Origin of the sequence: Streptococcus timonensis (assembly GCF_047460355.1) — a bacterium.
Taxonomy (GTDB): Bacteria; Bacillota; Bacilli; order Lactobacillales; family Streptococcaceae; genus Streptococcus; species Streptococcus timonensis_A.
This window is the reverse complement of record NZ_JASHGL010000001.1, coordinates 412,579-435,577: the sequence shown is the minus strand read 5'-3', so window position 1 is coordinate 435,577 and position 22,999 is coordinate 412,579. Positions and strand designations below refer to the sequence as shown.

Annotated in this window: 20 protein-coding genes; 4 read left to right on the top strand and 16 right to left on the bottom strand. The window is 38.2% G+C overall.

All coding sequences use genetic code 11. From position 1 onward, the window contains the following. Positions 1 to 32: 32 nt before the first annotated feature. Complete coding sequence (smc, locus tag QM941_RS02095) at positions 33 to 3,572, bottom strand: chromosome segregation protein SMC (protein WP_414338338.1); 3,540 nt, start codon at positions 3,570 to 3,572, stop codon at positions 33 to 35. After that, on the bottom strand, positions 3,563 to 4,261 hold the full coding sequence (rnc, locus tag QM941_RS02090) for a ribonuclease III (RefSeq protein WP_414338335.1): 699 nt from the start codon (positions 4,259 to 4,261) through the stop codon (positions 3,563 to 3,565). Before rnc ends, smc begins: the two co-directional genes overlap by 10 nt. A 153-nt stretch (positions 4,262 to 4,414) precedes the next feature. Between rnc and QM941_RS02085 the strand changes: the two genes are divergently transcribed. Genes QM941_RS02085 through ffh form a run of 3 tightly spaced genes read left to right on the top strand, consistent with a single transcriptional unit; the run spans position 4,415 to position 6,548 of the window. Further along, positions 4,415 to 4,747 carry a putative DNA-binding protein gene (locus QM941_RS02085; RefSeq protein ID WP_045615678.1) on the top strand — a complete coding sequence of 111 codons (333 nt, stop codon included), beginning with the start codon at positions 4,415 to 4,417 and terminating at the stop codon, positions 4,745 to 4,747. A 2-nt stretch (positions 4,748 to 4,749) separates the two neighbouring features. Continuing rightward, positions 4,750 to 4,965: a 2-oxoglutarate:acceptor oxidoreductase gene (locus QM941_RS02080; protein WP_414338332.1), complete on the top strand. Its 216-nt coding sequence runs from the start codon at positions 4,750 to 4,752 to the stop codon at positions 4,963 to 4,965. A 17-nt stretch (positions 4,966 to 4,982) separates the two neighbouring features. Beyond that, on the top strand, positions 4,983 to 6,548 hold the full coding sequence (ffh, locus tag QM941_RS02075) for a signal recognition particle protein (RefSeq protein ID WP_414338329.1): 1,566 nt from the start codon (positions 4,983 to 4,985) through the stop codon (positions 6,546 to 6,548). A 23-nt stretch (positions 6,549 to 6,571) separates the two neighbouring features. On the opposite strand, the gene QM941_RS02070 is transcribed toward ffh, so the two are convergent. The 6 genes from QM941_RS02070 to QM941_RS02045 all read right to left on the bottom strand — a co-directional run bounded on the left by QM941_RS02070 (position 6,572) and on the right by QM941_RS02045 (position 11,658). Further along, positions 6,572 to 7,465: an RluA family pseudouridine synthase gene (locus QM941_RS02070; protein ID WP_414338326.1), complete on the bottom strand. Its 894-nt coding sequence runs from the start codon at positions 7,463 to 7,465 to the stop codon at positions 6,572 to 6,574. Beyond that, positions 7,455 to 7,916: a signal peptidase II gene (lspA, locus tag QM941_RS02065; protein ID WP_414338323.1), complete on the bottom strand. Its 462-nt coding sequence runs from the start codon at positions 7,914 to 7,916 to the stop codon at positions 7,455 to 7,457. The genes QM941_RS02070 and lspA overlap by 11 nt, the downstream gene beginning before the upstream one ends. Continuing rightward, positions 7,913 to 8,821, bottom strand: coding sequence for a LysR family transcriptional regulator (locus QM941_RS02060; RefSeq protein WP_414338321.1), 909 nt, complete (start codon positions 8,819 to 8,821; stop codon positions 7,913 to 7,915). Before QM941_RS02060 ends, lspA begins: the two co-directional genes overlap by 4 nt. 157 nt (positions 8,822 to 8,978) lie before the next feature. Further along, positions 8,979 to 9,584, bottom strand: coding sequence for a superoxide dismutase SodA (gene sodA / locus QM941_RS02055; RefSeq protein WP_414338319.1), 606 nt, complete (start codon positions 9,582 to 9,584; stop codon positions 8,979 to 8,981). 68 nt (positions 9,585 to 9,652) lie between these two features. Then, positions 9,653 to 10,690 (bottom strand): DNA polymerase III subunit delta, encoded by a 1,038-nt coding sequence (gene holA / locus QM941_RS02050; RefSeq protein WP_414338316.1) that lies wholly within the window; start codon positions 10,688 to 10,690, stop codon positions 9,653 to 9,655. A 32-nt stretch (positions 10,691 to 10,722) separates the two neighbouring features. Next, positions 10,723 to 11,658, bottom strand: coding sequence for a dihydroorotate oxidase (locus QM941_RS02045; protein ID WP_414338313.1), 936 nt, complete (start codon positions 11,656 to 11,658; stop codon positions 10,723 to 10,725). Between the two features lie 230 nt (positions 11,659 to 11,888). On the opposite strand from QM941_RS02045, the gene gdhA reads away from it, so the two are divergent. Further along, positions 11,889 to 13,235 (top strand): NADP-specific glutamate dehydrogenase, encoded by a 1,347-nt coding sequence (gdhA, locus tag QM941_RS02040; RefSeq protein WP_414338311.1) that lies wholly within the window; start codon positions 11,889 to 11,891, stop codon positions 13,233 to 13,235. A 93-nt stretch (positions 13,236 to 13,328) separates the two neighbouring features. On the opposite strand, the gene QM941_RS02035 is transcribed toward gdhA, so the two are convergent. From QM941_RS02035 to csm4, 8 genes are all read right to left on the bottom strand, one after another. Next, positions 13,329 to 13,973 (bottom strand): TetR/AcrR family transcriptional regulator, encoded by a 645-nt coding sequence (locus QM941_RS02035; RefSeq protein WP_414338308.1) that lies wholly within the window; start codon positions 13,971 to 13,973, stop codon positions 13,329 to 13,331. Positions 13,974 to 13,988: 15 nt separating this feature from the next. After that, entirely contained in the window at positions 13,989 to 14,993 is a 1,005-nt protein-coding gene (locus QM941_RS02030; RefSeq protein ID WP_414338306.1) for an NADP-dependent oxidoreductase, read from the bottom strand. 137 nt (positions 14,994 to 15,130) lie between these two features. Further along, complete coding sequence (alaS, locus tag QM941_RS02025; RefSeq protein ID WP_414338303.1) at positions 15,131 to 17,749, bottom strand: alanine--tRNA ligase; 2,619 nt, start codon at positions 17,747 to 17,749, stop codon at positions 15,131 to 15,133. Positions 17,750 to 17,765: 16 nt separating this feature from the next. Continuing rightward, entirely contained in the window at positions 17,766 to 18,251 is a 486-nt protein-coding gene (locus QM941_RS02020) for an LURP-one-related/scramblase family protein (RefSeq protein WP_414338302.1), read from the bottom strand. 304 nt (positions 18,252 to 18,555) lie between these two features. Continuing rightward, positions 18,556 to 19,842 (bottom strand): type III-A CRISPR-associated CARF protein Csm6, encoded by a 1,287-nt coding sequence (csm6, locus tag QM941_RS02015; RefSeq protein WP_414338300.1) that lies wholly within the window; start codon positions 19,840 to 19,842, stop codon positions 18,556 to 18,558. Positions 19,843 to 19,857: 15 nt separating this feature from the next. Continuing rightward, positions 19,858 to 21,018, bottom strand: coding sequence for a type III-A CRISPR-associated CARF protein Csm6 (gene csm6 / locus QM941_RS02010; protein ID WP_414338297.1), 1,161 nt, complete (start codon positions 21,016 to 21,018; stop codon positions 19,858 to 19,860). Next, entirely contained in the window at positions 21,015 to 22,097 is a 1,083-nt protein-coding gene (csm5, locus tag QM941_RS02005) for a type III-A CRISPR-associated RAMP protein Csm5 (RefSeq protein WP_414338294.1), read from the bottom strand. The genes csm6 (QM941_RS02010) and csm5 overlap by 4 nt, the downstream gene beginning before the upstream one ends. Then, positions 22,094 to 22,999 carry a type III-A CRISPR-associated RAMP protein Csm4 gene (csm4, locus tag QM941_RS02000; RefSeq protein WP_414338291.1) on the bottom strand — a complete coding sequence of 302 codons (906 nt, stop codon included), beginning with the start codon at positions 22,997 to 22,999 and terminating at the stop codon, positions 22,094 to 22,096. The genes csm5 and csm4 overlap by 4 nt, the downstream gene beginning before the upstream one ends.

The following is a 22,999-nucleotide window of genomic DNA, read 5'->3' as shown; positions in this document are numbered from 1 at the left end:
GCTCTAGCTTGAAATGTTATATTAAAAACAAACTAAGTATCCATATTTTCTAAATCTTTTAGTTTAACAGAAACAATCTTAGAAACACCAGATTCTTGCATGGTCACCCCATAGATAGAGTCTGCGGCCGCCATTGTACCCTTACGGTGGGTAACGACGATAAACTGGCTATCCTTGTCAAATCGGTTGAGATAATCCCCAAAGCGTTTAACGTTTGCTTCATCGAGTGCAGCTTCTACTTCATCCAAGATAACAAATGGAATGGTCTTGACACGAATGATTGAGAAGAGCAAAGCCAGAGCTGACAAGGCCTTCTCTCCACCACTCATGAGATTGAGTGATTGGATTTTCTTGCCCGGTGGTTGCACAGAGATTTCGACACCTGCTGTCAATAAATCACCTTCTGTCAGAATTAGATCTGCTTGACCACCACCAAACATCTGCTTGAAGGTCACTTTAAAGGACTCACGAATAGCTTCAAAGGTTGATTTAAAGCGTTCCTTCACTTCATCGTTCATCTCTGTAATGGTTTCAAGAAGAAGATTTTTGGCAGAAAGAATGTCATCACGCTGACTATTTAAGAATTCCAAACGTTCGTGAACTTCGTCAAACTGTTCAATAGCATCCAAATTAACTGGACCAAGTGAACGGATAGATTTTTCCAAATCCTTGACCTTTTGTTCAGCGACAGCCAAGTCTTCCAACTGATTAGCTTGTTCTAAGGCTTCCGTATAGCTAATCTGGTATTCTTCAGTCAGCTGGCCTTGAAGATAGCGAAGGCGGTCCGTAATCTTCTCTTTGGTTGCTTCTGCACGTGTTTGCTTACGAATCCATTCCTCATTTTGCTGACGAGCTTGTTCTAAATGACTGGCAATATCATCCAACTGACCTTCGATATCATCTAGTTCAAACTGCTTACGAATGAGTCCTTGTTGAATTTCTTCCTTCTGACTCTTGGCTTCTCTTTCCTGCTTGGTCAAAAGTTCCGTATCAACCTTTTCAAGATTGTCTACCTTTTCTTGGAGAAGGCGTTCGATTTCATCTTGCTCCATATCAAGGTATTCAAGCTCTTTGTTAATTCGTTCAATATCCGCAACTTCGTAACGTTTTCGCCCTATCATTTCTGTTTTGAGCAGACGTTCTTGAGAAAGTTTATCCTGCAAGCTTTGATAACGTTCTTGAATCGCATTTTTATTGGACTTAATTTCTTCAATCTCAGACTCCAGCTTTTGCTTTTCAGTTGCGATGATTGAAAGACGTTCTTGGCATTTTTCTTTTTCAGTTTGCCAATCTCCACCTCTGAGATTGTTTAATTCTTTTTCCTGAAGTTCTAAAAGTGTTTCGAGTTCTTCGACTTGTTGGCAAGTTTGTTGATAAGCCAGATATAAGCCCTGCTCCTCTATTCGAGCTTGCTCTCCTTGAGACTTAATAACCTCCAAAGTTTGAGCGAGGGTAGTTAAGGCTTCTTGAAGTGATTTCAGATTTTCTTCTTCCTGACCAAGAAGTTTTTCTTCTTGAGCAATCTCTTTTTGCAATTGCTCCAATTCAGGCTTGATGAAAATACTGTTATTTTGACGATTGGCACCACCAGCATAAGAACCACCTGTTCGCAATTCTGTACCATCGAGGGTTACCATTCGAACCTGATAACGTACCTTGCGAGCTGCATCACGGGCATGCTCTACGGTATCAAAGATTGCTGTTGTAGCTAGCAAGTTTTTAAAAATAGCTTCATGCTTGGCATCAAAAGTAACTAATTCATCTGCCATTCCAAGAAAACCTGGACTTGAGGCAATCACATCTTGGTTTTGTCCAGAAATGCTACGAGCCTTAATAGTTGTCAAAGGTAGGAAAGTCGCACGACCAGATCGGTTTCGTTTAAGGAAGTCGATAGCCTTAGTCGCAGCCTGTTCGTCTTCAACGATAATGTGTTGGCTACTTGCCCCGAGGGCAATTTCAAGAGCTATTTGATAACGAACATCAAAGGTTAAATGTTCACTGACCGCTCCGACAATACCGCCCAGTCGATTTTTTTCTTGTAGAACACTCTTAACACCCGCATAGAAATTACTATGGTTTTTAAGAATGTTTTCCAGACTTTGCGCCTTGGCCTGCTTGTTTTTCAGACTATCCAAACGGTCAAAAAGTTGACTTTGCTGACTTTGATAAGCCTGCTTTTGTTCTTCTTCCTGTTTAGCATGCGTCTGATAGTCAGCAAGTAAGTTCTGTACTTTTTCTTTTGCTGATTTTAGATCAGCCTCTTGTTCACTTGCCTTAGACTTGGCAGAAGCTAATTGTTCCTTCAAGGACTCCAATTGTTCTTCTTGCTTTTGAGTCTGTTGGCGACTATTTTCAAGATCATTTTCAATCCGTGTCAATTGGTTAGAGACATCCGCTTCTTCCTGCAAGAAAGCAACAAAGCGCTCACGCAGTTGCTCAATCATCTGATCTGGATCATCAGAAAATGCTTCTAACTCAGCTTCTAAACGATTGAGTTCCTTGGTATTGACTGCTAGATTTTCTTCTAACTGACTGAGATTTGCTTCTTTTTCTTCCTTCTCTTGAATAAGAGCATTTCTCTTTTCATCCAAACTAGCCAAACGAGCTTGAGCCTCTTGTTGATTGAGAGCAACCTGCTCTGTCTCCAGTTTAGACAAGGCCAATTTACGTTCTAAATCACTGATTAGAGCAGTCAAATCCATCAAACTAGTTTGATCTTTAGCCATCTCTGCTTGTAAATCTTGTCTCTGCTTCTTGAGAGATTGATTTTCAAGTTCTAGTGACTCGCGTTTTTGATAATAACTAGTCAACAGTTCATGGACTTGGTTTAATTCTTCTTCTGTTAGATCCAATTCAGCCTTATTGGCTTGAATTTGTGCAACTAAAACATCTAAGTAGATGGCTTTACGCTGACCATCCAAGTCCATGAATTTACGAGCTGTTGTTGCTTGCTTTTCTAAGGGCTTGATTTGATTGTCTAACTCATAGATGATGTCTTCCAAGCGGTCTAAATTGTCTTGAGTTTGTTGCAGTTTACTTTCCGTCTCTTTACGACGAGTTTTATATTTTAAAACTCCAGCTGCTTCTTCAAAGATAGCGCGGCGTTCCTCAGGTTTGGAGTTAAAGATTTCTTCGACCTTCCCTTGAGAAATAATGGAGAAGGAATCGCGTCCAAGTCCGGTATCTAAGAAAAGATCATGAATATCACGAAGACGGACTTTTTTCCCATCAATCTTGTATTCACTATCCCCGGTACGATAGATATGACGCTCCACCTTGATTTCCTGTCCTGCATCCTTGATGAAACCATCCTGGTTATCTAGAGTAACAACTACAGAAGCATAGTTTAATGGTTTTCTACTTTCTGTCCCTGCAAAGATAACATCTGGCATCTTCCCACCACGAAGACTTTTGACACTGGATTCCCCAAGAGCCCAGCGTAAACTTTCTGTGATGTTAGATTTTCCAGAACCATTTGGTCCTACAACCGCTGTAACTCCTTGGTCAAAAACAACCTTGGTCTTATCAGCAAAGGACTTAAATCCCTGAATCTCAATTTCCTTTAAATACATGAATCCAGTCCTTCCTCAACTGCTTTTTTAGCGGCTTCTTGTTCGGCCAATTTTTTTGATCGTCCTTGACCCCTACCTAAACTTTGACCCTCGACTAGGACTTCAACCTCAAACATCTTATCATGGGCAGGACCATTTTCCGAAATCACCTGATAATGAATATCGACATCACCATTGACTTGGAGTAATTCTTGAAGGTGGGTCTTGTAGTCTTTAATCATCTCAAAGTCACCAGCCTCAACCTTTGGAATCATGACCTGGTAGATAAACTCTTTTACCGTAAGTAGATCCTTATCTAAAAGCAAGGCACCCAAAAAGGCTTCGAAAGCATCTCCCAAGATGGTATCTCGATTACGGCCTCCAGATTTTTCCTCTCCCTTACCTAGCTTGATAAACTGGTCAAACTGGCAGTCACGGGCAAAACCAGCTAAACTCTCTTCACGTACAATCATGGCACGGAGTTTAGACAGGTCACCTTCTGGTTTTTTAGGATATTTTTTGTACAGATATTCTGAAATCAATAATTGCAGAACAGCGTCTCCTAAAAATTCCAAGCGTTCATTGTGTGAAATTTTTAAGAGGCGGTGCTCATTGGCGTAACTAGTGTGAGTAAAAGCTGTTTCAAGTAACTGTTTATCTGAAAAAACAAGCCCAAAACGTTGCTCTAACACGGTTTCTAATTCTCTCATAAGAACCTCTTTCTAAAACATTATAATCCTATCCATTATATCAAAAAAAGACCTTATCGTCAGAAAATAAGAGTAAAAAAACTTAATTACAACTTCTATCTAAAAACTATCCCTAGCTAGCGAATCAGGCTATTTTTTGGTATAATAAATCTTATGGAAATTGAAAAAACCAATCGAATGAATGCTCTGTTTGAATTTTATGCAGCCCTCTTAACTGATAAACAAATGAACTATATCGAACTCTATTATGCAGATGACTATAGTTTAGCTGAAATTGCTGAAGAATTTGGTGTTAGTCGTCAGGCTGTTTATGATAATATCAAACGAACAGAAAAGATACTGGAAGACTATGAGATGAAGCTTCATATGTACTCTGACTACATTGTCCGCAGTCAGATTTTTGATCAGATCATTGAGCGCTATCCAGAAGATGCTTTTCTCCAAGAGCAAATTGAGATTTTAACAAGTATTGACAATCGGGAGTAATCATGGGCAGTCTAGTTATTTATCAAGGAATACCTTGCAAACTATTAGCCGCAGAGGAACCATTTCCTAGTCGACTACAGATTATCTCGCCCAATGATATCTCCAAAGCTATGCAAATAGGTTTTAGCTGTTGGGGATATCCAAATGAAATCATGAAAGAAGTCACACCCGAAGAACTAGAGTGTTTGCAACATTTCGGACGATTTCCACTGAATTGAATAAATAGGAGAAAAATATGGCATTTGAAAATTTAACAGAACGTTTGCAGAACGTTTTTAAAAATCTACGTAAAAAAGGAAAAATCACCGAGAGCGATATCCAAGAAGCAACCAAGGAAATTCGTCTGGCTCTTTTAGAAGCCGACGTTGCTTTGCCTGTTGTTAAGGATTTTATCAAAAAAATTCGTGAACGCGCGGTTGGTCATGAAGTCATTGACACCCTCAATCCAGCTCAACAAATCATCAAGATTGTTAATGAAGAATTGACAGAAGTCCTTGGTTCTGATACAGCTGAGATTATCAAGTCTCCAAAGATTCCTACAATCATCATGATGGTCGGTTTGCAGGGTGCTGGTAAAACAACCTTCGCTGGAAAACTTGCTAACAAACTTAAAAAGGAAGAGGATGCTCGTCCTTTGATGATTGCAGCCGACATCTATCGTCCTGCAGCTATTGACCAGCTAAAAACTCTCGGACAACAAATTGATGTTCCTGTCTTTGCTCTTGGAACTGAAGTTCCTGCAGTGGAGATTGTTCGCCAAGGTTTGGAGCAAGCGAAAGCTAACCATAACGACTATGTTTTGATTGATACTGCTGGTCGTTTGCAAATTGACGAACTTCTCATGAATGAGCTCCGTGATGTAAAAGCACTTGCTCAACCAAATGAGATTCTCTTGGTCATCGATGCCATGATCGGTCAGGAAGCAGCAAACGTTGCGCGAGAATTTAACGCTCAATTAGAAGTTACCGGTGTCATCCTTACCAAGATTGACGGGGATACTCGTGGTGGTGCGGCCCTTTCTGTTCGTCATATCACAGGAAAACCAATCAAATTCACTGGTACTGGTGAAAAGATTACCGACATTGAAACCTTCCACCCAGACCGCATGGCCAGCCGTATTCTCGGTATGGGGGATATGCTGACTCTGATTGAGAAAGCTTCTCAAGAATACGATGAGCAAAAAGCCCTTGAAATGGCTGAAAAGATGCGAGAAAATACCTTTGATTTCAACGATTTTATCGATCAGTTGGATCAGGTGCAAAATATGGGGCCGATGGAAGATTTGCTCAAGATGATTCCTGGTATGGCCAACAATCCTGCCCTTCAAAATATGAAGGTGGATGAAAAACAGATTGCTCGCAAACGTGCCATTGTCTCGTCTATGACTCCTGAAGAACGTGAAAATCCAGATTTGCTCACTCCAAGCCGTCGTCGTCGTATTGCAGCTGGTTCTGGTAATACTTTTATCGATGTCAACAAGTTCATCAAAGACTTTAACCAAGCTAAACAACTCATGCAAGGTGTCATGTCTGGTGACATGAACAAGATGATGAAGCAAATGGGCATTAACCCTAACAACCTTCCTAAAAATATGCCTGGTGGCATGGATATGTCAGCCCTTGAAGGTATGATGGGACAAGGTGGTATGCCTGACCTTTCAGCTCTTGGTGGAGCAGGAATGCCAGATATGAGCCAGATGTTTGGTGGAGGTCTCAAGGGTAAAATCGGTGAATTTGCCATGAAACAATCCATGAAACGCATGGCTAACAAAATGAAAAAAGCTAAGAAAAAACGCAAATAAAAAGGACTCAATTGAGTCCTTTTTTATAGTTCATTTCTAAGTTTCTCCAAGGTTTGCTTGAATATTTCTGGAATATCAGCAGTAAATTCCATAGTTTCCCCAGTTCTTGGATGGGTAAATCCTAGCGTCTTGGCATGGAGAAATTGCCCATGTCCCTTTAGGGTTTTACGAGGACCGTATACCTCATCACCAGCTACAGGATGGCCGATATAAGCCATGTGTACACGGATTTGATGGGTCCGTCCTGTTTCCAGTTGTAATTCCAGTAAGGTATAATCACCAAAGCGTTCTAAGACTTGGAAACGTGTCACTGCTGTTTTCCCTTTGGCAGTAACAGCTTGTTTCTTGCGGTCTTTTTCGCTACGACCAATCGGCGCCTCAATGACACCTCGGTCATTGGGAAGATTCCCATGAACGATGGCCCAATATTTTCGAAGAGATTTCTTGTCTTTCAATTCTTGAGCCAAGGCCATGTGAGCTTCATCATTTTTAGCAATCATGAGAAGCCCAGATGTGTCCTTATCGATACGATGGACAATCCCTGGTCGAAGCACACCATTGATTCCAGATAAGTCCTTGATATGATACATGAGGGCATTTACCAAGGTACCATTGGTATGACCAGCGCTTGGATGAACAACCATGCCTTGAGGTTTGTTAACTACTGCTACATCCTCATCTTGATAAATGATTTCTAAAGGAATATCTTCAGCTACATACTCCAAAACCTCTGGTTCGGGAACTTGATAAGTGATCATATCTCCTTCTTGGACCGTATACTTGGCTTTCTTAACCTGGCCGTTGACCAAGACTTGACCAGACTTGATTTGTTCATTGGCGAGACTACGAGACAATTCTGTTAAATCTGACAAAGCCTTATCTAAACGTACCCCGCCTCTTTCAATTTTAATTTCCATTCATTTCCTCTTTTAGCATTGCAAGCAATAACACTACGACCCCTACTGTCAGATAACTATCAGCCACATTGAATATGGCAAAATTGATAAAGTCTAAGTGAAACATATCAACGACAAATCCTTGGCTAATGCGATCAATGAAGTTTCCCAGACCACCTGCAATAATCAGAACCAAACCAAAGACTGTCCAGAGGGAATCCTCTATATGCTTGTGCAAATACCAGATAGCTCCCGCCATAACGACTAGTGTTATAACTGCAAAAAACCACTGTTGATCTTGTAGCATGGAAAAGGCAGCCCCTCTATTTTGCAGATAGGTTAAACTAACTAGATTTGGGATCCATGATTTGATTTCACCAAGAGCAATATTCTGAACGACATAAGACTTTACCAATTGGTCTAATACAATCAAGGCTGCTATAATCCCTGCTACTATTCCTCTTTTTTTCATGCTTTCCTCTTCTGATCAAAATACTCTTGCATGACCTCTACAAATAAAGTCCCTGCTTGACTCAAGTCTACTTCCTCACGTTTCACATAAACCATACGATTATTGAGATTATCATTTAGTGGAATAACGGTGATTCCGTTAACGCTATCGCTATCTAAGAATCCAGAACCAGTTGCATAAGCATTTGTTCTTTCAAGAATTCCATTTAAAGTAGCGCGGTCTGTTACGTTAAACATCTGAGAGCTGGCACTTGTATCCACAAAGTTTTCTGAGTAATAGAGATATTCATCCTTTTCCTGTGTGAAACGAACTGTTGGCAAATCAACTAAATCTTCCATGACCAACTCTTTTTTCTTGGCTAAAGGATGTCCTTCACGAAGATAGATATGCGTCTGGAAAGGGATCAACTCAATCACTTCAAGACCTAATTTTTCAACCCGTTGCATGATACCCTTTTGGTTTTGATTGTTGAGGTATATAATCCCAATCTCACTATGTCCTTGAGCTACTTCATCCAAGATTTGAACAGTTGTAGATTCAAAAATACGGAAATTCTTATATTCAGGATATTGTTGTGAAAATGCTGTAATGGTTGGTGGCAAGAAATCATAGTGCTGGCTAGCTATTGAAAACTCATCCTTCTCCTCTTCAGGATTGGCATACTGGTTCTGGAAAATATCAAATCCTTTAACCAACTCTTGGGCCTTTTCATAAAATTCCATTCCACGACGAGTAAGAAAGGTACCCGAACTGGTTCTGCGGAAAATCTTGAATCCTAGCTCTTTCTCCAGATCTCTTACAGAAATAGATAGACTGGGTTGGCTAACGTACATTTTCTCAGCCGCTTCACGAAAAGTACCACTATTTGCAATAGCAACAACATAACGTAATTGTTGAATATTCATGATTTCTCCTTCGATTTCTATCTTATCATTATACCATAAATCAAGCCTATCCAACAAAGGAAAATCATGAGACAGTTACTTCTAAAAAAGGCAAACAAAAAAACACCTTTAAAGCTAGACCCAAAATCCAACTAAAAAGGGGTGTTATCAAATGCGATTATTTAGCTGCTGCGTAAAGCTCGTCTACTTTATTCCAGTTAATAACTGAGAAGAAAGCTTTGATGTAGTCAGGACGAACGTTGCGGTATTTCACGTAGTAGGCGTGTTCCCAAACGTCCAAGCCCAAGATTGGTTTTTTACCTTCTGAGATTGGTGTGTCTTGGTTTGCTGTTGAAGTCACTTCAAGCTTACCTTCTTTGTTAACAACCAACCATGCCCATCCAGAACCGAAACGAGTTGTTGCTGCCGCAGTAAATGCTGCTTGGAATTCTTCGAATGAACCAAATGTTGCATCGATTGCTGCTGCAAGTTCTGCTGAAGGAGCTGTTTTTTCAGGAGTCATCAATTCCCAGAAAAGAGCATGATTCAAGTGTCCACCACCGTTGTTGATAAGCGCTTGACGGATATCAGCTGGGATAGATTCTACATCAGCAAGCAAAGCTTCAAGGTCTTCACCAATTTCAAGGTGTTTTTCAAGAGCTGCATTAGCGTTATTTACATATGCTTGGTGATGTTTGTCATGGTGCAAATGCATCGTTTCAGCATCAATATATGGTTCCAAGGCGTCGTAAGCGTATGGAAGATCTGGTAAGATAATAGCCATCTGTAATACCTCTTTTCTTTCTATATAAAAATGATAACGCAAACAACCTTTTTTTTCAAGTTATTTGCTCAATTTGACTGGCAGGCAATCTGTAATAAAGCCTTCTCAAACAAGTACCCTTTTTCGTAAACACCTGTCTTAATTTGATAATCTGCCTGGATGAGATAACGAATAGAATCTTGTAGAAAATTCAGGGACAATCCTCGCGTGTCACGAAGAGCAAATTTGATTTGATAGGGATTCGGATTGCGACCAAGATAGTGACCCAAACTACTGACCATCTGTGATTCTGTCTGACCAGACTCTTGCAAAATTTTCACCTGTGCATAGAGTCTAAACTGCCCCAGCATAATGGCAATCAGTTTAATCTCATCTTCACCCTGTAAGGTCAAATCTTTAACTAAATCCCGTGCCTGATCTATCTTCTTCGCTAGGATGAGCTGGGTTAAGTCAAAGATATTATCCTGCAGGGTTTTGGGAACGGCTTGAACGATGTCCTCTTCAGAGATGTGGCCATCAGTCTTGTAGGATTCTAAAAATAAAAGATTCTTTTGAATTTCACTAAATTGAAAACCAGACTTGATGAGTAGATGGTCGAAAGCTTTGTTATCAAATACCAAGCCTTGTTTTTGAGACAGTTTTTGAAAATAAGCACGAATCTCCTGCTCTTTTAGCTCAAGAGCTTCAAATATCTTAGCATCTCTCTTGAGAATTTTAACTAGACGTCGCTTGCTGTCTAGTTTACCTTCTGCAAAAATAACTAATTTACTGGTAGGAGAGGGGTTTTCTAGATATTCTTCAAAAGACTTGAGTTCATCATCTGAGAGATAACGTTTTTTAGCAGTTGTAATATCCAAAAAGTGATCTAGGATCACAATCTTTACATCCGCAAAGAAAGGGAGGCTAACCAATTCTAACTCTACATCCTCGTAGGAAACTTCCTTTATATCAAAATGTGAGAAATTTAAATCAGCTTGATCATAACCAATTTGCTCTAGCACTTGCGCCTTCATGACTTCAAACTGGCCCTGATCATTCCCAGTAAACAGAGTTAGAGCAGGCAAGTTTTCTAAGGTCAACTGCTGACTTTCTTCAATGGCGAGCATCTCTTCTCCTTTCTTCTTATTTTTAAATAGATTTAGTCAATATAGTGCAATTTCCCACGGAAGTCTTCCAAGGATGCATAGCCTTTATCTTCCATGATTGCTTTTAGTTCAGCTGTGATACGTTCAAAAGCGCTAACGCCTTCTTTATGCAAGGTTGTACCAATCTGAACCATGCTAGCTCCGCAAAGGATATGTTCAAAGGCATCCTGTCCTGTCAAGACACCACCAGTCCCGATAATCTGAATTTCTGGTTTCAAGCGTTGATAAAAGGCATGGACATTAGCAAGGGCAGTTGGTTTAATATATTCTCCACCAATACCGCCAAAGCCATTTTTAGGGCGAATAACTACTGTTTCATCCTCAATATAAAGACCATTTCCAACAGAGTTTACACAGTTAACAAACTTAAGTGGATACTTGTTAAAAATCTCTGCTGCTTGGTCAAAGTGAACAATATCAAAGTAAGGTGGAAGCTTAATTCCTAGAGGTTTTGTAAAGTAGGCAAAGACTTCTGATAAGATACGATCAGTTGTTTCAAAGTCATAGGCAATTTGAGGTTTACCTGGTACATTTGGACAAGATAGATTGAGTTCTGTCAAACCTTTATAGTCACTTGCTTGTACTTTTTTCAAGATGGTATGTGTTTCTTCAGGAGACATACCCACTAAAGAAAGGAAGAAAGTTCTATTTGGTTCTTTTTCCTGCAAATCTAAGAGATAATCTAAATAGTATTCTAGACCATTATTAGGTAAGCCCATGGAGTTAATGGAACCGAGCGGAACATCTTGATAGCGTGGCTCAGGATTTCCCTGACGGAATTCCAGGGTAGCTGTCTTTGTGACAAAAGTTCCTGCTTCAGAGTTTTTTACCCCTTCTAACTCTTCTATAGTCATACAAGCCACACCCGCTGCATTCATTAAGCAATTATCAAACTCAAAGCCAGCAATTTGTGTTTTAGTTGATACCATCTATCCTATTCCTCCAGATTCCTTTTATTTCTAATATTATACCATAACTTGATTTCTTCTATTTAAAAAAGCTTGTTCTAGTGGAATCGTTCGTCTTTTACATTAACACTTTTTACTCCAATTCCTTAATTGAAAGAATTTTTAGAAAATTTGCCTTTTTTTCTTTACACTAAAATAAAATTCTGTTATAATGGCTCACGTAATAAAATAGGACAAAAAAGGAGAACGATATGACATCTGCTAAAGAATATATCCAAAGCGTGTTTGAAACAGTAAAAGCTCGTAATGGGCATGAGGCTGAATTTCTCCAGGCGGTTGAAGAATTCTTCAGTACCTTGGAACCAGTATTCGAAAAACACCCTGAGTATATCGAAGAGAATATCTTGGCACGTATCACTGAACCTGAGCGCATTATTTCCTTCCGTGTTCCATGGGTTGACCGTGATGGAAAAGTTCAAGTTAACCGTGGTTATCGTGTTCAATTTAACTCAGCTGTTGGACCATATAAAGGCGGACTTCGTTTCCACCCAACTGTAAACCAAGGGATTTTGAAATTCCTCGGATTTGAACAAATCTTTAAAAATGTTTTGACAGGACTTCCAATCGGTGGAGGTAAAGGTGGATCAGACTTCGATCCTAAAGGCAAAACTGATGCTGAAGTAATGCGCTTCTGCCAAAGCTTCATGACTGAATTGCAAAAATACATCGGACCTTCTCTTGACGTACCTGCTGGTGATATCGGTGTCGGTGGACGTGAAATTGGTTACCTTTACGGACAATACAAACGCCTCAACCAATTTGATGCTGGTGTCTTGACTGGTAAACCTATCCCATTTGGTGGAAGTTTGATTCGTCCAGAAGCGACTGGTTACGGACTTGTTTACTACACTGAAGAAATGCTCAAGGCTAACGGAAACAGTTTTGCTGGTAAAAAAGTTGTGATTTCTGGTTCTGGTAACGTTGCTCAGTTTGCCCTTCAAAAAGCAACTGAACTTGGTGCTACAGTTATTTCTGTATCTGACTCAAATGGTTATGTCATTGATGAAAATGGTATCGACTTCGACCTTTTGTCAGATGTTAAAAACAACCGTCGTGCTCGTTTAACTGAGTACGCTGCAGAAAAACCTACTGCTACTTATTATGAAGGTTCTGTATGGACTTACACTGGTAACTACGATATCGCTCTTCCATGTGCGACTCAAAACGAGATCAACGGTGAAGCTGCAAAACGTTTGGTTGCTCAAGGCGTTATCTGTGTCTCTGAAGGTGCCAACATGCCTAGCGACCTTGAAGCTATCAAAGTCTACAAAGAAAATGGAATTCTTTACGGACCTGCTAAAGCTGCTAATGCTGGTGGTGTAGCTGTGTCAGCGCTTGAAATGAGCCAAAACAGCCTTCGCCTTTCATGGACACGTGAAGAAGTTGACGGACGCTTGAAAGATATTATGACTAACATCTTCAACACAGCTAAAACAACTGCAGAAACATACGGTCTTGGTACTGACTACCTTGCAGGTGCAAATATTGCAGCCTTTGAAAACGTAGCAAACGCTATGATTGCCCAAGGTATCGTGTAAGATTCAATTATAAAATCCTCAATCGCTCTGATTGGGGATTTTTCTTGGTTTGAAAAGACTCACTAAACGTTTTAGTGAGCTTTAATTTCATAGTTATTTTTCTGTAACTAAAGCAAATGAAAGACATTCAACAATTTCACTTGTTACTTTATCAATGTTTATATCTTCATTGTCATTAATAATCATAGGAATCGTATAAGAAAGACTTAAAGCTAAAATATAGCGAACGATTCTTTCATTTGACCAATCTCGGATAACACCTTTTTCTTTAAACTGATTCAAAATTGGACTAATTGGTTTAATGATTGAACGTACTATGATATTTCCTAACTCTTCAGAAATAGTTTTATCAATAAGTGAACGACTCAAAAGGATTTTAACTTGCATTTTATTGTTATGAATAAAGACTAACCTATCCTGAACGATGCTTCTTAGAAAAAGTGAAAAGGTTTCTTGCCCTATTGTAATTCTCTTATCTGAAAAATCAGCAATGACCTCTGGAATGACTTGTTCTAGAAATCTAGATAAAATAGCATCTAGGATACCTTCCTTGGTTTTAAAATAACTAAAAACTGTTCCTTCTGAGACTCCAGCGTGTTCAGCAATAAGATGAGAAGTTGTATTTTCAAACCCAATCTCTGAAAATAATTTTAGACTTGAGATTAAGACTTTACGTTGTTTTAAACTTAAGTTACTGTTTTTTAATGTCTCAGTAAACTTATATTCTATACTTTCCATTCCTGCCCCCTCTATCTACTCTCTTATTTTAATAATTCTTTTACCACGAGTATGTCCTAATTTCAGACTACGATATGCCTCTCTAACTGACTCCAGAGAAAAACTATACTCTTTCTCAATATTCAGCTGAACTTTTCCATCTGAGACCATCTCCTCTAGAATTTTAAAATCATCATAAGTGGAATGTCTCGGACCTGTGAACTGAGCTCCTCTTATTAAAACATATGGTGAAGGTACTAGAGTTCCAATAGACGTACCCTTCAATCCCAAACTAAAAGCTAATTTAACATAATCACCACCATAGCAATCCAAAAATTTTGTAATAGGTTTTGAAGCTACTGATAAAAGAGACTTTTGGACATCCTCTTCATAAGATACTGGTATAGCACCTAATGATTCTAGATATTCTGCATTTTTCTTGCTCGCAATACCAATAACAGTTGCGCCCTTAGCAACCGCATACTGTACTGCAATACTACCAATGCCACCTGAAGCTGCTGAAATAACTACGACATCTTTAGAATTTAAATTAATTCTTCTAAAAGCACCACCAACTGTTAAGGAAGCCACCCCCATAGTAGCAGCATGATACATATTAATATTGTCTGGTTTCAATGCAATTTCTGATTCGCTAACACAAATTTCTGTTGCTAACGCACCCCTCTTAGTACCAAGTCCAGGATCACTTATTATTGTTCCAAAAACCTTATCACCTACTGAAAATCGACACACTCCATCACCAATTTCTGTGATAACACCAGCAAAATCCCTAGCAATGCCTCTTGGAAATAATGATGATTTTGATTCAAACCAATGACTTGGTTGTTTTAATTTTGTTAAAAATGTCAAAAAACGAAGTGGCTTTGCTCCCTCGAAAGTTTTATAATCAATAGGATTTAAACCAACAGCAAATACTGCTACCCTAACTTGATTCATTTCTAATGGTTCAGATGTAATAGTTACTAATTCTAGAACTTTCTCATCACCAAAACGATTATACTGTATTGCTTTAATAACCATTATCTAATTCTCCTAATCCCTAATAAAATTGAGTGAGCACTCAATTAATTTTTATATATTATACGCTTATTCTTCAAAGAAATCAACTACTCTATGACTTTAAATAAAAAAATCTACCAAAAATGGTAGATTTTTTCTTACAATTTACCTGCTACTGCATCCAATAATTCTTGGATTTTCGCTTGGTTGCTTCCTCCTGCCATGGCCATGTCTGGTTTTCCACCACCACGTCCATCAACGATTGGAGCTAATTCTTTGACCAAGTTACCTGCGTGCACATCTTTTGTCTTGCTGGCTACAAGGACATTCACCTTGTCACCGATGGCTGCGACAAGAACAAGCACATCCGAATAGTCTTTTTGCTTCCAGTTATCTGCAAAGGTACGAAGAGCACCTGCATCTGATACAGAAACTTGACTGGCAATGTAACGGTGACCGTTTGCTTCTTGAACATTCTTGAAGACATCACCTGCCGCCGCTGCTGCTGCTTTTTCCTTCAATTCTGCATTTTCTTTTTGCAATTGACGGAGTTGTTCTTGAAGTCCTTCAACTTTGTGAGGTACTTCTTTGAGTTGAGGAGCTTTCAAGGTTGCTGCGACTGCTTTCAGTGCATCTTCTTGGTCACGATAAGCTTCAAAGGCTTCCTTACCAGTCACTGCCAAAATACGACGAGTTCCTGATCCAATTCCTTCTTCTTTGACAATCTTGAAGAGACCGATTTCAGAAGTATTGCCAACGTGGGTACCACCACACAGTTCCACTGAGTAGTCTCCAATAGTGACAACACGGACTTCCTTACCATATTTCTCACCAAAGAGGGCCATAGCTCCCATTTCTTTGGCTGTATCAATATCAGTCTCAACAGTTTTTACTGCGATAGCTTCCCAGATTTTTTCATTGACTTGTTGCTCAATAGCACGCAATTCTTCTGGAGTCACGGCTTGGAAGTGGGTGAAGTCAAAGCGGAGGAATTCTACTTCATTAAGCGAACCTGCTTGGGTAGCATGGTGGCCAAGGATATTGTGAAGGGCCGCATGGAGCAAGTGAGTTGCTGTGTGGTTCTTCATGACACGGTGACGACGATTGCTATCGATGGCCAAAGTATATTCTTGGTTCAAAGCAAGCGGTGCATGGACTTCAACAGTATGAAGAGCTTGTCCATTTGGTGCTTTTTGAACATCCGTTACAGTCGCTACAAGGTTTCCTGCAGCATCCAAGATTTGACCGTGGTCAGCTACCTGTCCACCCATTTCAGCATAGAATGGAGTTTCTTCAAAGATAAGTGAGGCAGTTCCTTCAGCTACAGCTTCTACTTCTGCATTATCCGCTACAATAGCCACTAACTTAGAAGACAATTGGCTAGCATTGTAGTTGAAGACACTTTCTACAGTAATGTTTTGAAGGGTTTCATTTTGCATCCCCATAGATCCGCCTTTGACAGCAGAGGCACGCGCACGTTCTTGTTGTTCCTTCATGGCTGCTTCAAAGCCTTCACGGTCTACAGTCATTCCTGCTTCTTCAGCGATTTCTTCTGTCAACTCTACTGGGAATCCGTATGTATCATAGAGTTTGAAGACATCCTGCCCAGCGATAACCGTTTGGCCTTTTTCTTTCAAGTCTGATACGATAGTTTCTGCAAAGTGTTGACCTGAGTGAAGAGTGCGGGCAAATGACTCTTCCTCGCTCTTAACGATCTTTTCAATAAAGTCACGTTTTTCAAGCACTTCTGGGTAGTAGCTTTCCATAATTTTACCAACAGTTGGAACAAGTTTGAAAAGGAAAGGCTCATTGATACCCAATTTTTGACCATGCATAGAAGCACGACGGAGAAGACGACGAAGGACATAACCACGACCTTCATTTCCTGGAAGGGCACCATCCCCAATGGCAAATGAAAGCGAACGGATGTGGTCTGCAATAACCTTGAAACTCATATTGTCGCCATCTTGATCATAAACCTTACCAGACAATTTCTCCACTTCACGGATGATTGGCATGAAGAGGTCTGTTTCAAAGTTGGTCTTAGCACCTTGGATAACTGCCACCAAACGCTCCAAACCAGCGCCCGTATCAATGTTCTTGTGTGGCAATTCCTTGTATTCGCTACGAGGTACAGCTGGGTCAGCATTAAATTGTGACAAGACAATGTTCCAGATTTCGATATAACGATCGTTTTCGATATCTTCTGCGAGAAGGCGAATACCGATATTTTCTGGGTCAAAAGCTTCCCCACGGTCAAAGAAGATTTCTGTATCTGGTCCAGAAGGTCCAGCACCAATTTCCCAGAAATTGTCTTCGATTGGAATCAAGTGACTTGGATCCACTCCCACTTCAATCCAGCGGTTGTAAGAATCTGTATCAGCTGGGTAGTAGGTCATGTAGAGTTTTTCAGCTGGGAAGTCAAACCATTCAGGGCTTGTCAAAAGCTCATAAGCCCAAGTAATGGCTTCGTCACGGAAGTAATCCCCGATAGAGAAGTTTCCCAACATTTCAAACATGGTATGGTGACGAGCAGTCTTCCCTACGTTTTCAATATCGTTGGTACGGATAGCCTTTTGCGCATTGGTAATCCGTGGGTTTTCAGGGATGATAGTCCCGTCAAAGTATTTTTTAAGAGTGGCAACCCCTGAGTTGATCCATAAAAGTGTTGGGTCATTGACAGGAACTAAGCTAACAGATGGTTCTACAGAGTGGCCTTTTGTAGCCCAGAAATCAAGCCACATTTGGCGGACTTGTGCACTAGATAATTGTTTCATATGTATCTCCTTTTTACTAATTTGATTGGCTTTCTAGCATTTCAACATAGTCGATAGCGACACAGAGAGAAATGACTAGGTCAGCATAAGATTCGTCGTAGACGGTTACAGTATAGGTAGAGGTTAAATGGAAAAGTTCCTTGGCAATCTCAGCAATCACTTGGTCACGATCATCCAGCAATTTAAAATTCAAATCCCAGACATTTCCTTCGATACGAAGACCGAGATTGTCAAACTCATATTTATCCTTCCAGAAAGTCAACTTCTTGCGGATATAAAAACTATCGCCGTTACTCAGTTGAATTTCAAAACGAGGTAGGAAAGTTAAGACTTCTTTACGAATCTCACTGACCTGTTCACCAGCAAGATCATAAATGGTAAAGGTTTTAGGAATCTTAAAAAAAGAACCTTCAACCTGATAGGCAACATTGTCTAACTCATCCTTGATATCAAAACGTTCACCACCTAGGCGAAATTTTTGTTTGACATGAAATGTTCTCATAAACACCTCCAAAATTAAAAGACAAATCCATATCACGAAGGGCGAAAAACCGCGGTACCACCTTCATTCAATGAACTTGTCATTCTCTTGTTCTTATGCAATTATATGATTGAGTAGCATGATTTTCTATCTTAGATGGCTCGCAGCACCGCCAATTCTCTGAACTAAGATAGGGAGAAAATCAATTCTCAACTCTAGTATTATATCGTTTTTTGGGTTGGGAGTCAAGAAACTTTTTCCCAATAAAAAAACTCAAAGTAGTTCTTCAACAAGAAATCTGTTTATTAAGATTTTGTCATACTTACTAACGAAGCAAGTCTAACATTTCTCGATTAAGTTCTTCATAAAAAGCAAAATATTTATCATCAATATCATAGGTATCTTGCATGATGAAACGTAAACTTTCAATTGTTTGAGATAATTTTTTAGAATTAACTAAATTAGCATTAATTTCCGATAGACCGTGGGCAACTTTGTTTCTTTCATTGTTTAAAGAAATGAAAACTCTTAGTGACTCAATTAATTCAGGGCAAGAGTTGTAAAACTCTAATATTTTAGTGTATGAAATTAGATTTAAAGTTGATGTAGGTGAGTAATCATCTTTTTCTTCGTCACTACCATTTTGTGATTTTTTATATTCTCTATCCAAATAACTGAGAATTTCTTTAAAATCTTGATGTTCTTCATTTAGCTTGGGCAACTTCTCTTTATATTTTATAAGAGTCGGATAGTTCTTTTTTAGTCTTTCTTCTATTATAAATTCAACTAATGATTTTGACTTGATTAAGACATCTGCTACTTGTCCTCGTTTATTGAGAATTTCAATTAATAAATAATAATTGAGAGCAGTTTTTTCAACATCTAAAATAGGAAGTTCCTTTATCTCAAAAAGGGTTGTCTGTTTTTTAAAAACACTTACTAAATCTTTTAGAATGACTCTTAAACGATATAACTTTTTCTTAGAGAGCAATTTATTGTATTCTTTCCTAGCGACTAATTCTTGTGCAGCAATATAATCATAAGAAGAGATTAAATTTCTTAAATATCGTTTGATTAGAGACTGATTAAATTTCTCTGCTTCATCTTTGATTGTACGGTTTTCGTAATCTTTTTGGTTATCTTGATTTTCGTCAAATAGCCTTTGTTCGTCTTCACTTGAAAGTGGCGCATACTTTCTATTTGCTGATTTGTTAGGTGTTGCAACCTGTATGGCTTGCGTATTATAATCATTAATTCGATTTAAGGCAAATAAAGCAGAAATAATCTGAGGTGTCCCTGAAGATAGGTTTAAGATTAATTGATGTTCTGCTCCAGAATATTTTTCAATTATCTGTCCCATCACTTCATACATTCTATCAAATAGATAGACCTCCGTATTTTTTAATACAGTTGATTCAATAATCACTTCAGGGTGATAATCCTTAATAGAAAAAAGTGCTTTCTCAATAAGATCTCTTTTTATTAACATTTCCTCACTATAAACCAAAACTATCTGTTCTGGTCTATAGGTACGGGCGATATGTAATAGTGCTGCATCTCGATTATTGCTTATCGGATCTGTAGTACCGACAGCTGAAATTAAAATACTCAATATTTCTCTCCTTTATTATTTTAACAATTCTAATAATTCCTTATTCTGTTCCTTATAGAAATCAAAATCCTTCTCTCTGAGTTGATAGTGTTCTTTAACTAAATCCTTTAATGTTTTGAAGACAGTATCTAACTGTTTTAGTTCTTTAGCTTTTATAGGATCTAATTTGTGAGCTACTGTATTTCGAGTAGAATTTATACTTTTAACTTTTTCGATTTTTTCACATAGATCTTTCTCGTTCTCATCTTCTAGGATATTATAATAATCCCAAAGACCCAAAAATTTTTTTTCCGATGCATTAGTGTATGTATCTAATAATCCTGGATAACGATCTTTAATAAAATCTTCTAAAATAAATTCTGTTAGACTTTTAATCCGAATAAGACCTTCACTAAAATTCCCTCTTTCTATCTGTAGATCAATGGTCAGATATGCGTTTAGGACTTTTTTCTTCTGCTCATTCCAACTTTTTGTCTTCAAAAGTTGAGGAATATCTTGTCTATCCAAAGAATCTACAATATCATGCAACTTCTTGCGACATTCTTTCAAACCAGGAAATTCGGATAATTGATTTGCTAGCTCCAAACTAGCCTTGTAATCATATTTTTGAATGAAATCACGGATTGTTTTTTTCATCAACCCCTGTTTGAACTTCTCTGAAGTGTCTTCAATGGTGCGATCTACAAAATCAGATTTATTATCAATATTTGTTTCAATCAAAGCCTGAATATCTTCTTCACTATCATGTCTAATACCCGCATTGGAATCTTTTTCAGGACTTGAAACTTGTACTGCCTTGACATTAAGTTCGCTTAATCTATTGATAACAAATAAAGCAGATTTTATTTGAGGTGTTGCACTTGAAAGATTGAGAATAAACTCATCTTCTTTTGTATAATATTCTTGAATAAGAGCAGCAAATTGTTCATACATCGTATCAAAAACAAATACATTCTCATTCAAGATAATTTGTCTATGATAGACAATTTCAGGCATATATTCAGTATCAATAGAGAGGATAACCTTATTGATTTTTTCTTTCTTTTCTAATGTTCTCTCCGAAAAAACAATAATAATTTTATCTGGACGATACTTTCTTGCAATATGCACCAAAGCACCATCATGAAAATTGCGAATCGGATCGGTATCACCTACTGCCGAAATTAAAATTTTCAATTTGTAATCTCCTTAATTATAAAATTAGCTTTACCCATTTCATAGAAAAATTCTTTATTCTTAATCAACTCATTAGAAAACTCAACTTGAATTTTATCTATAATAGTTGCTTTTGTCAGCTTCAATACACCTTTACCTTCCATTTTAAGTGACTTAAAACAATATTGTTTTTGTAAGATACCACACGCTTGTTTAAATAGCGTTTTGGTCCAAGCGCCACTACCAGCGCCAAGATAAATAGGATAATAAATATTATTTTGAATCATTTCTTCAGGAAAATCCACTAGGAAAAATTCTTTATAAGCATTATAGAATTCTTGAGCTCTCGTTCCTAGTTCCTCAATAAATCCTCCTGCTCTATCCGACGTTGTCGTAATGGTAAAACTAATATGTGTTAGAGGAGCTAGTGATTCTCGGTATACCGGAAGAGGTTTTACAGTTGATGATTTTGCAGAATAATCCCATTTTTGAACTAGAATAAGACTACTATTCCTTAGTGGCTTACTATCACTGACACGAATCTCATTAAACAGGTCATCAAATTTTTTTCCTCTATCTGGTCCCCATGGGATTAATCTCGTATTCTCTTTTTCAAAACCTCCAGTATCATCTATTGCATCATTATTGTTCCACGCAGGATTTGTGTTCATTAAAATGGTTCGAATAGCTCCCTTCAATGAACTTCCGGGAATATAAGGTTTTCCAAATGGATCTCTAATAAACTTTGCAACTCCGTTTATTTCTCCTGCTTTTATATCGATATCATAATCATTTTTTTCCGTCTCTAGCCCCGTCTCTCTAATACAATAACCTCCAAAATCACGATTACAAATTCTATGATCATTCAAGAAGGAGATTAAGTGATTATTTGAATTTTCAGATTTTTTTTGCAGAAACTGTTCAAAATTTTGAGCATATCCTTTCTCCACCATTCGATTGTAAAATTTACTCATATCAGGAAAATAAAAATGACCATTCTCATAAATATATTCTCGAGAAGTATACTTTTCTCCACTACCAATATGAATAGGAGCCAAGGCTAGGAGCGTAAATTGAAATTCTCTATAATTGGTTTTCATGATTCTACCTCGATTTTTAAAAATAAGGGTTTTGCATAATTCAAGACTGCATGTGGAAAATTCAGTGGTCTCACATCAACTATTAGTCCTTTATAAGTCTCATAGAAAGTGGACCCAGAACTAAACTTGAATAAATCCTGCTTGCGGTAATTTTCTTTTACTTCTGTGCTAAAAACAAACCCACTAGATTTAGTCAATAAGTAGAAACCATCTTCCATGGCTTTATCGAGGTCTTCCTCAATTGGTAAAGAAGTAGTCAAAGTCATTACTGGTCCTTGATGGACTTGGGTTAAGCGATTTTTAAGCTCCTCAGGAATATCTAAAATTGTCAATTCAAAACGCCCATAACCAATTGAACGCTTACCACCTATTCCTGAATATTGCAAGCTGGTCATTAGATTATTGAAAAGATCTGATTCATTAGCAATCATATATAAAGAGGAGTCATCTAAAAATCGTACTGTAGATACTTGAAAAAAACCACATTTCTTATATGGTTGATTCTTTGTTACGATATTAGTAACCGCATGTTCTTTTGCATCAATCAAGGTTCCCTTTACATAATCATCGAAATCTTCGAAAGCAATAAACTGTAGTTTCTTTGCTTTTTTAGCCTGTCTACGTACTTCTTTGACATCTGTTATTAAATCTGGTTGATCAAATTTTGGATAACCAATTGGTTTTGGAAAGAAAGGGCATAAATGATAGGGAAAAGCATCGGTTAACACAAAGTCATCCTGACTTGACAAAGATAAAAATTCATCCAATTTCCCTATTTTCTTTGCTTCAATAACTAAGGAAGAAAACAATCGGTCCGCTGAAAAGGTCATCTTTGAACTATCTAAACTTCCTACCCCAAAGTGAGTAGTATGAAATTTCATAACATACATTTTATAGGTCAT

Coding starts and splice junctions, on each gene's coding strand:
- smc (WP_414338338.1), bottom strand. CDS start 3,572: ATGTATTTAAAGGAAATTGAGATTCAGGGATTTAAGTCCTTTGCTGAT.
- rnc (WP_414338335.1), bottom strand. CDS start 4,261: ATGAGAGAATTAGAAACCGTGTTAGAGCAACGTTTTGGGCTTGTTTTT.
- QM941_RS02085 (WP_045615678.1), top strand. CDS start 4,415: ATGGAAATTGAAAAAACCAATCGAATGAATGCTCTGTTTGAATTTTAT.
- QM941_RS02080 (WP_414338332.1), top strand. CDS start 4,750: ATGGGCAGTCTAGTTATTTATCAAGGAATACCTTGCAAACTATTAGCC.
- ffh (WP_414338329.1), top strand. CDS start 4,983: ATGGCATTTGAAAATTTAACAGAACGTTTGCAGAACGTTTTTAAAAAT.
- QM941_RS02070 (WP_414338326.1), bottom strand. CDS start 7,465: ATGGAAATTAAAATTGAAAGAGGCGGGGTACGTTTAGATAAGGCTTTG.
- lspA (WP_414338323.1), bottom strand. CDS start 7,916: ATGAAAAAAAGAGGAATAGTAGCAGGGATTATAGCAGCCTTGATTGTA.
- QM941_RS02060 (WP_414338321.1), bottom strand. CDS start 8,821: ATGAATATTCAACAATTACGTTATGTTGTTGCTATTGCAAATAGTGGT.
- sodA (WP_414338319.1), bottom strand. CDS start 9,584: ATGGCTATTATCTTACCAGATCTTCCATACGCTTACGACGCCTTGGAA.
- holA (WP_414338316.1), bottom strand. CDS start 10,690: ATGCTCGCCATTGAAGAAAGTCAGCAGTTGACCTTAGAAAACTTGCCT.
- QM941_RS02045 (WP_414338313.1), bottom strand. CDS start 11,658: ATGGTATCAACTAAAACACAAATTGCTGGCTTTGAGTTTGATAATTGC.
- gdhA (WP_414338311.1), top strand. CDS start 11,889: ATGACATCTGCTAAAGAATATATCCAAAGCGTGTTTGAAACAGTAAAA.
- QM941_RS02035 (WP_414338308.1), bottom strand. CDS start 13,973: ATGGAAAGTATAGAATATAAGTTTACTGAGACATTAAAAAACAGTAAC.
- QM941_RS02030 (WP_414338306.1), bottom strand. CDS start 14,993: ATGGTTATTAAAGCAATACAGTATAATCGTTTTGGTGATGAGAAAGTT.
- alaS (WP_414338303.1), bottom strand. CDS start 17,749: ATGAAACAATTATCTAGTGCACAAGTCCGCCAAATGTGGCTTGATTTC.
- QM941_RS02020 (WP_414338302.1), bottom strand. CDS start 18,251: ATGAGAACATTTCATGTCAAACAAAAATTTCGCCTAGGTGGTGAACGT.
- csm5 (WP_414338294.1), bottom strand. CDS start 22,097: ATGAAAACCAATTATAGAGAATTTCAATTTACGCTCCTAGCCTTGGCT.
- csm4 (WP_414338291.1), bottom strand. CDS start 22,999: ATGACCTATAAAATGTATGTTATGAAATTTCATACTACTCACTTTGGG.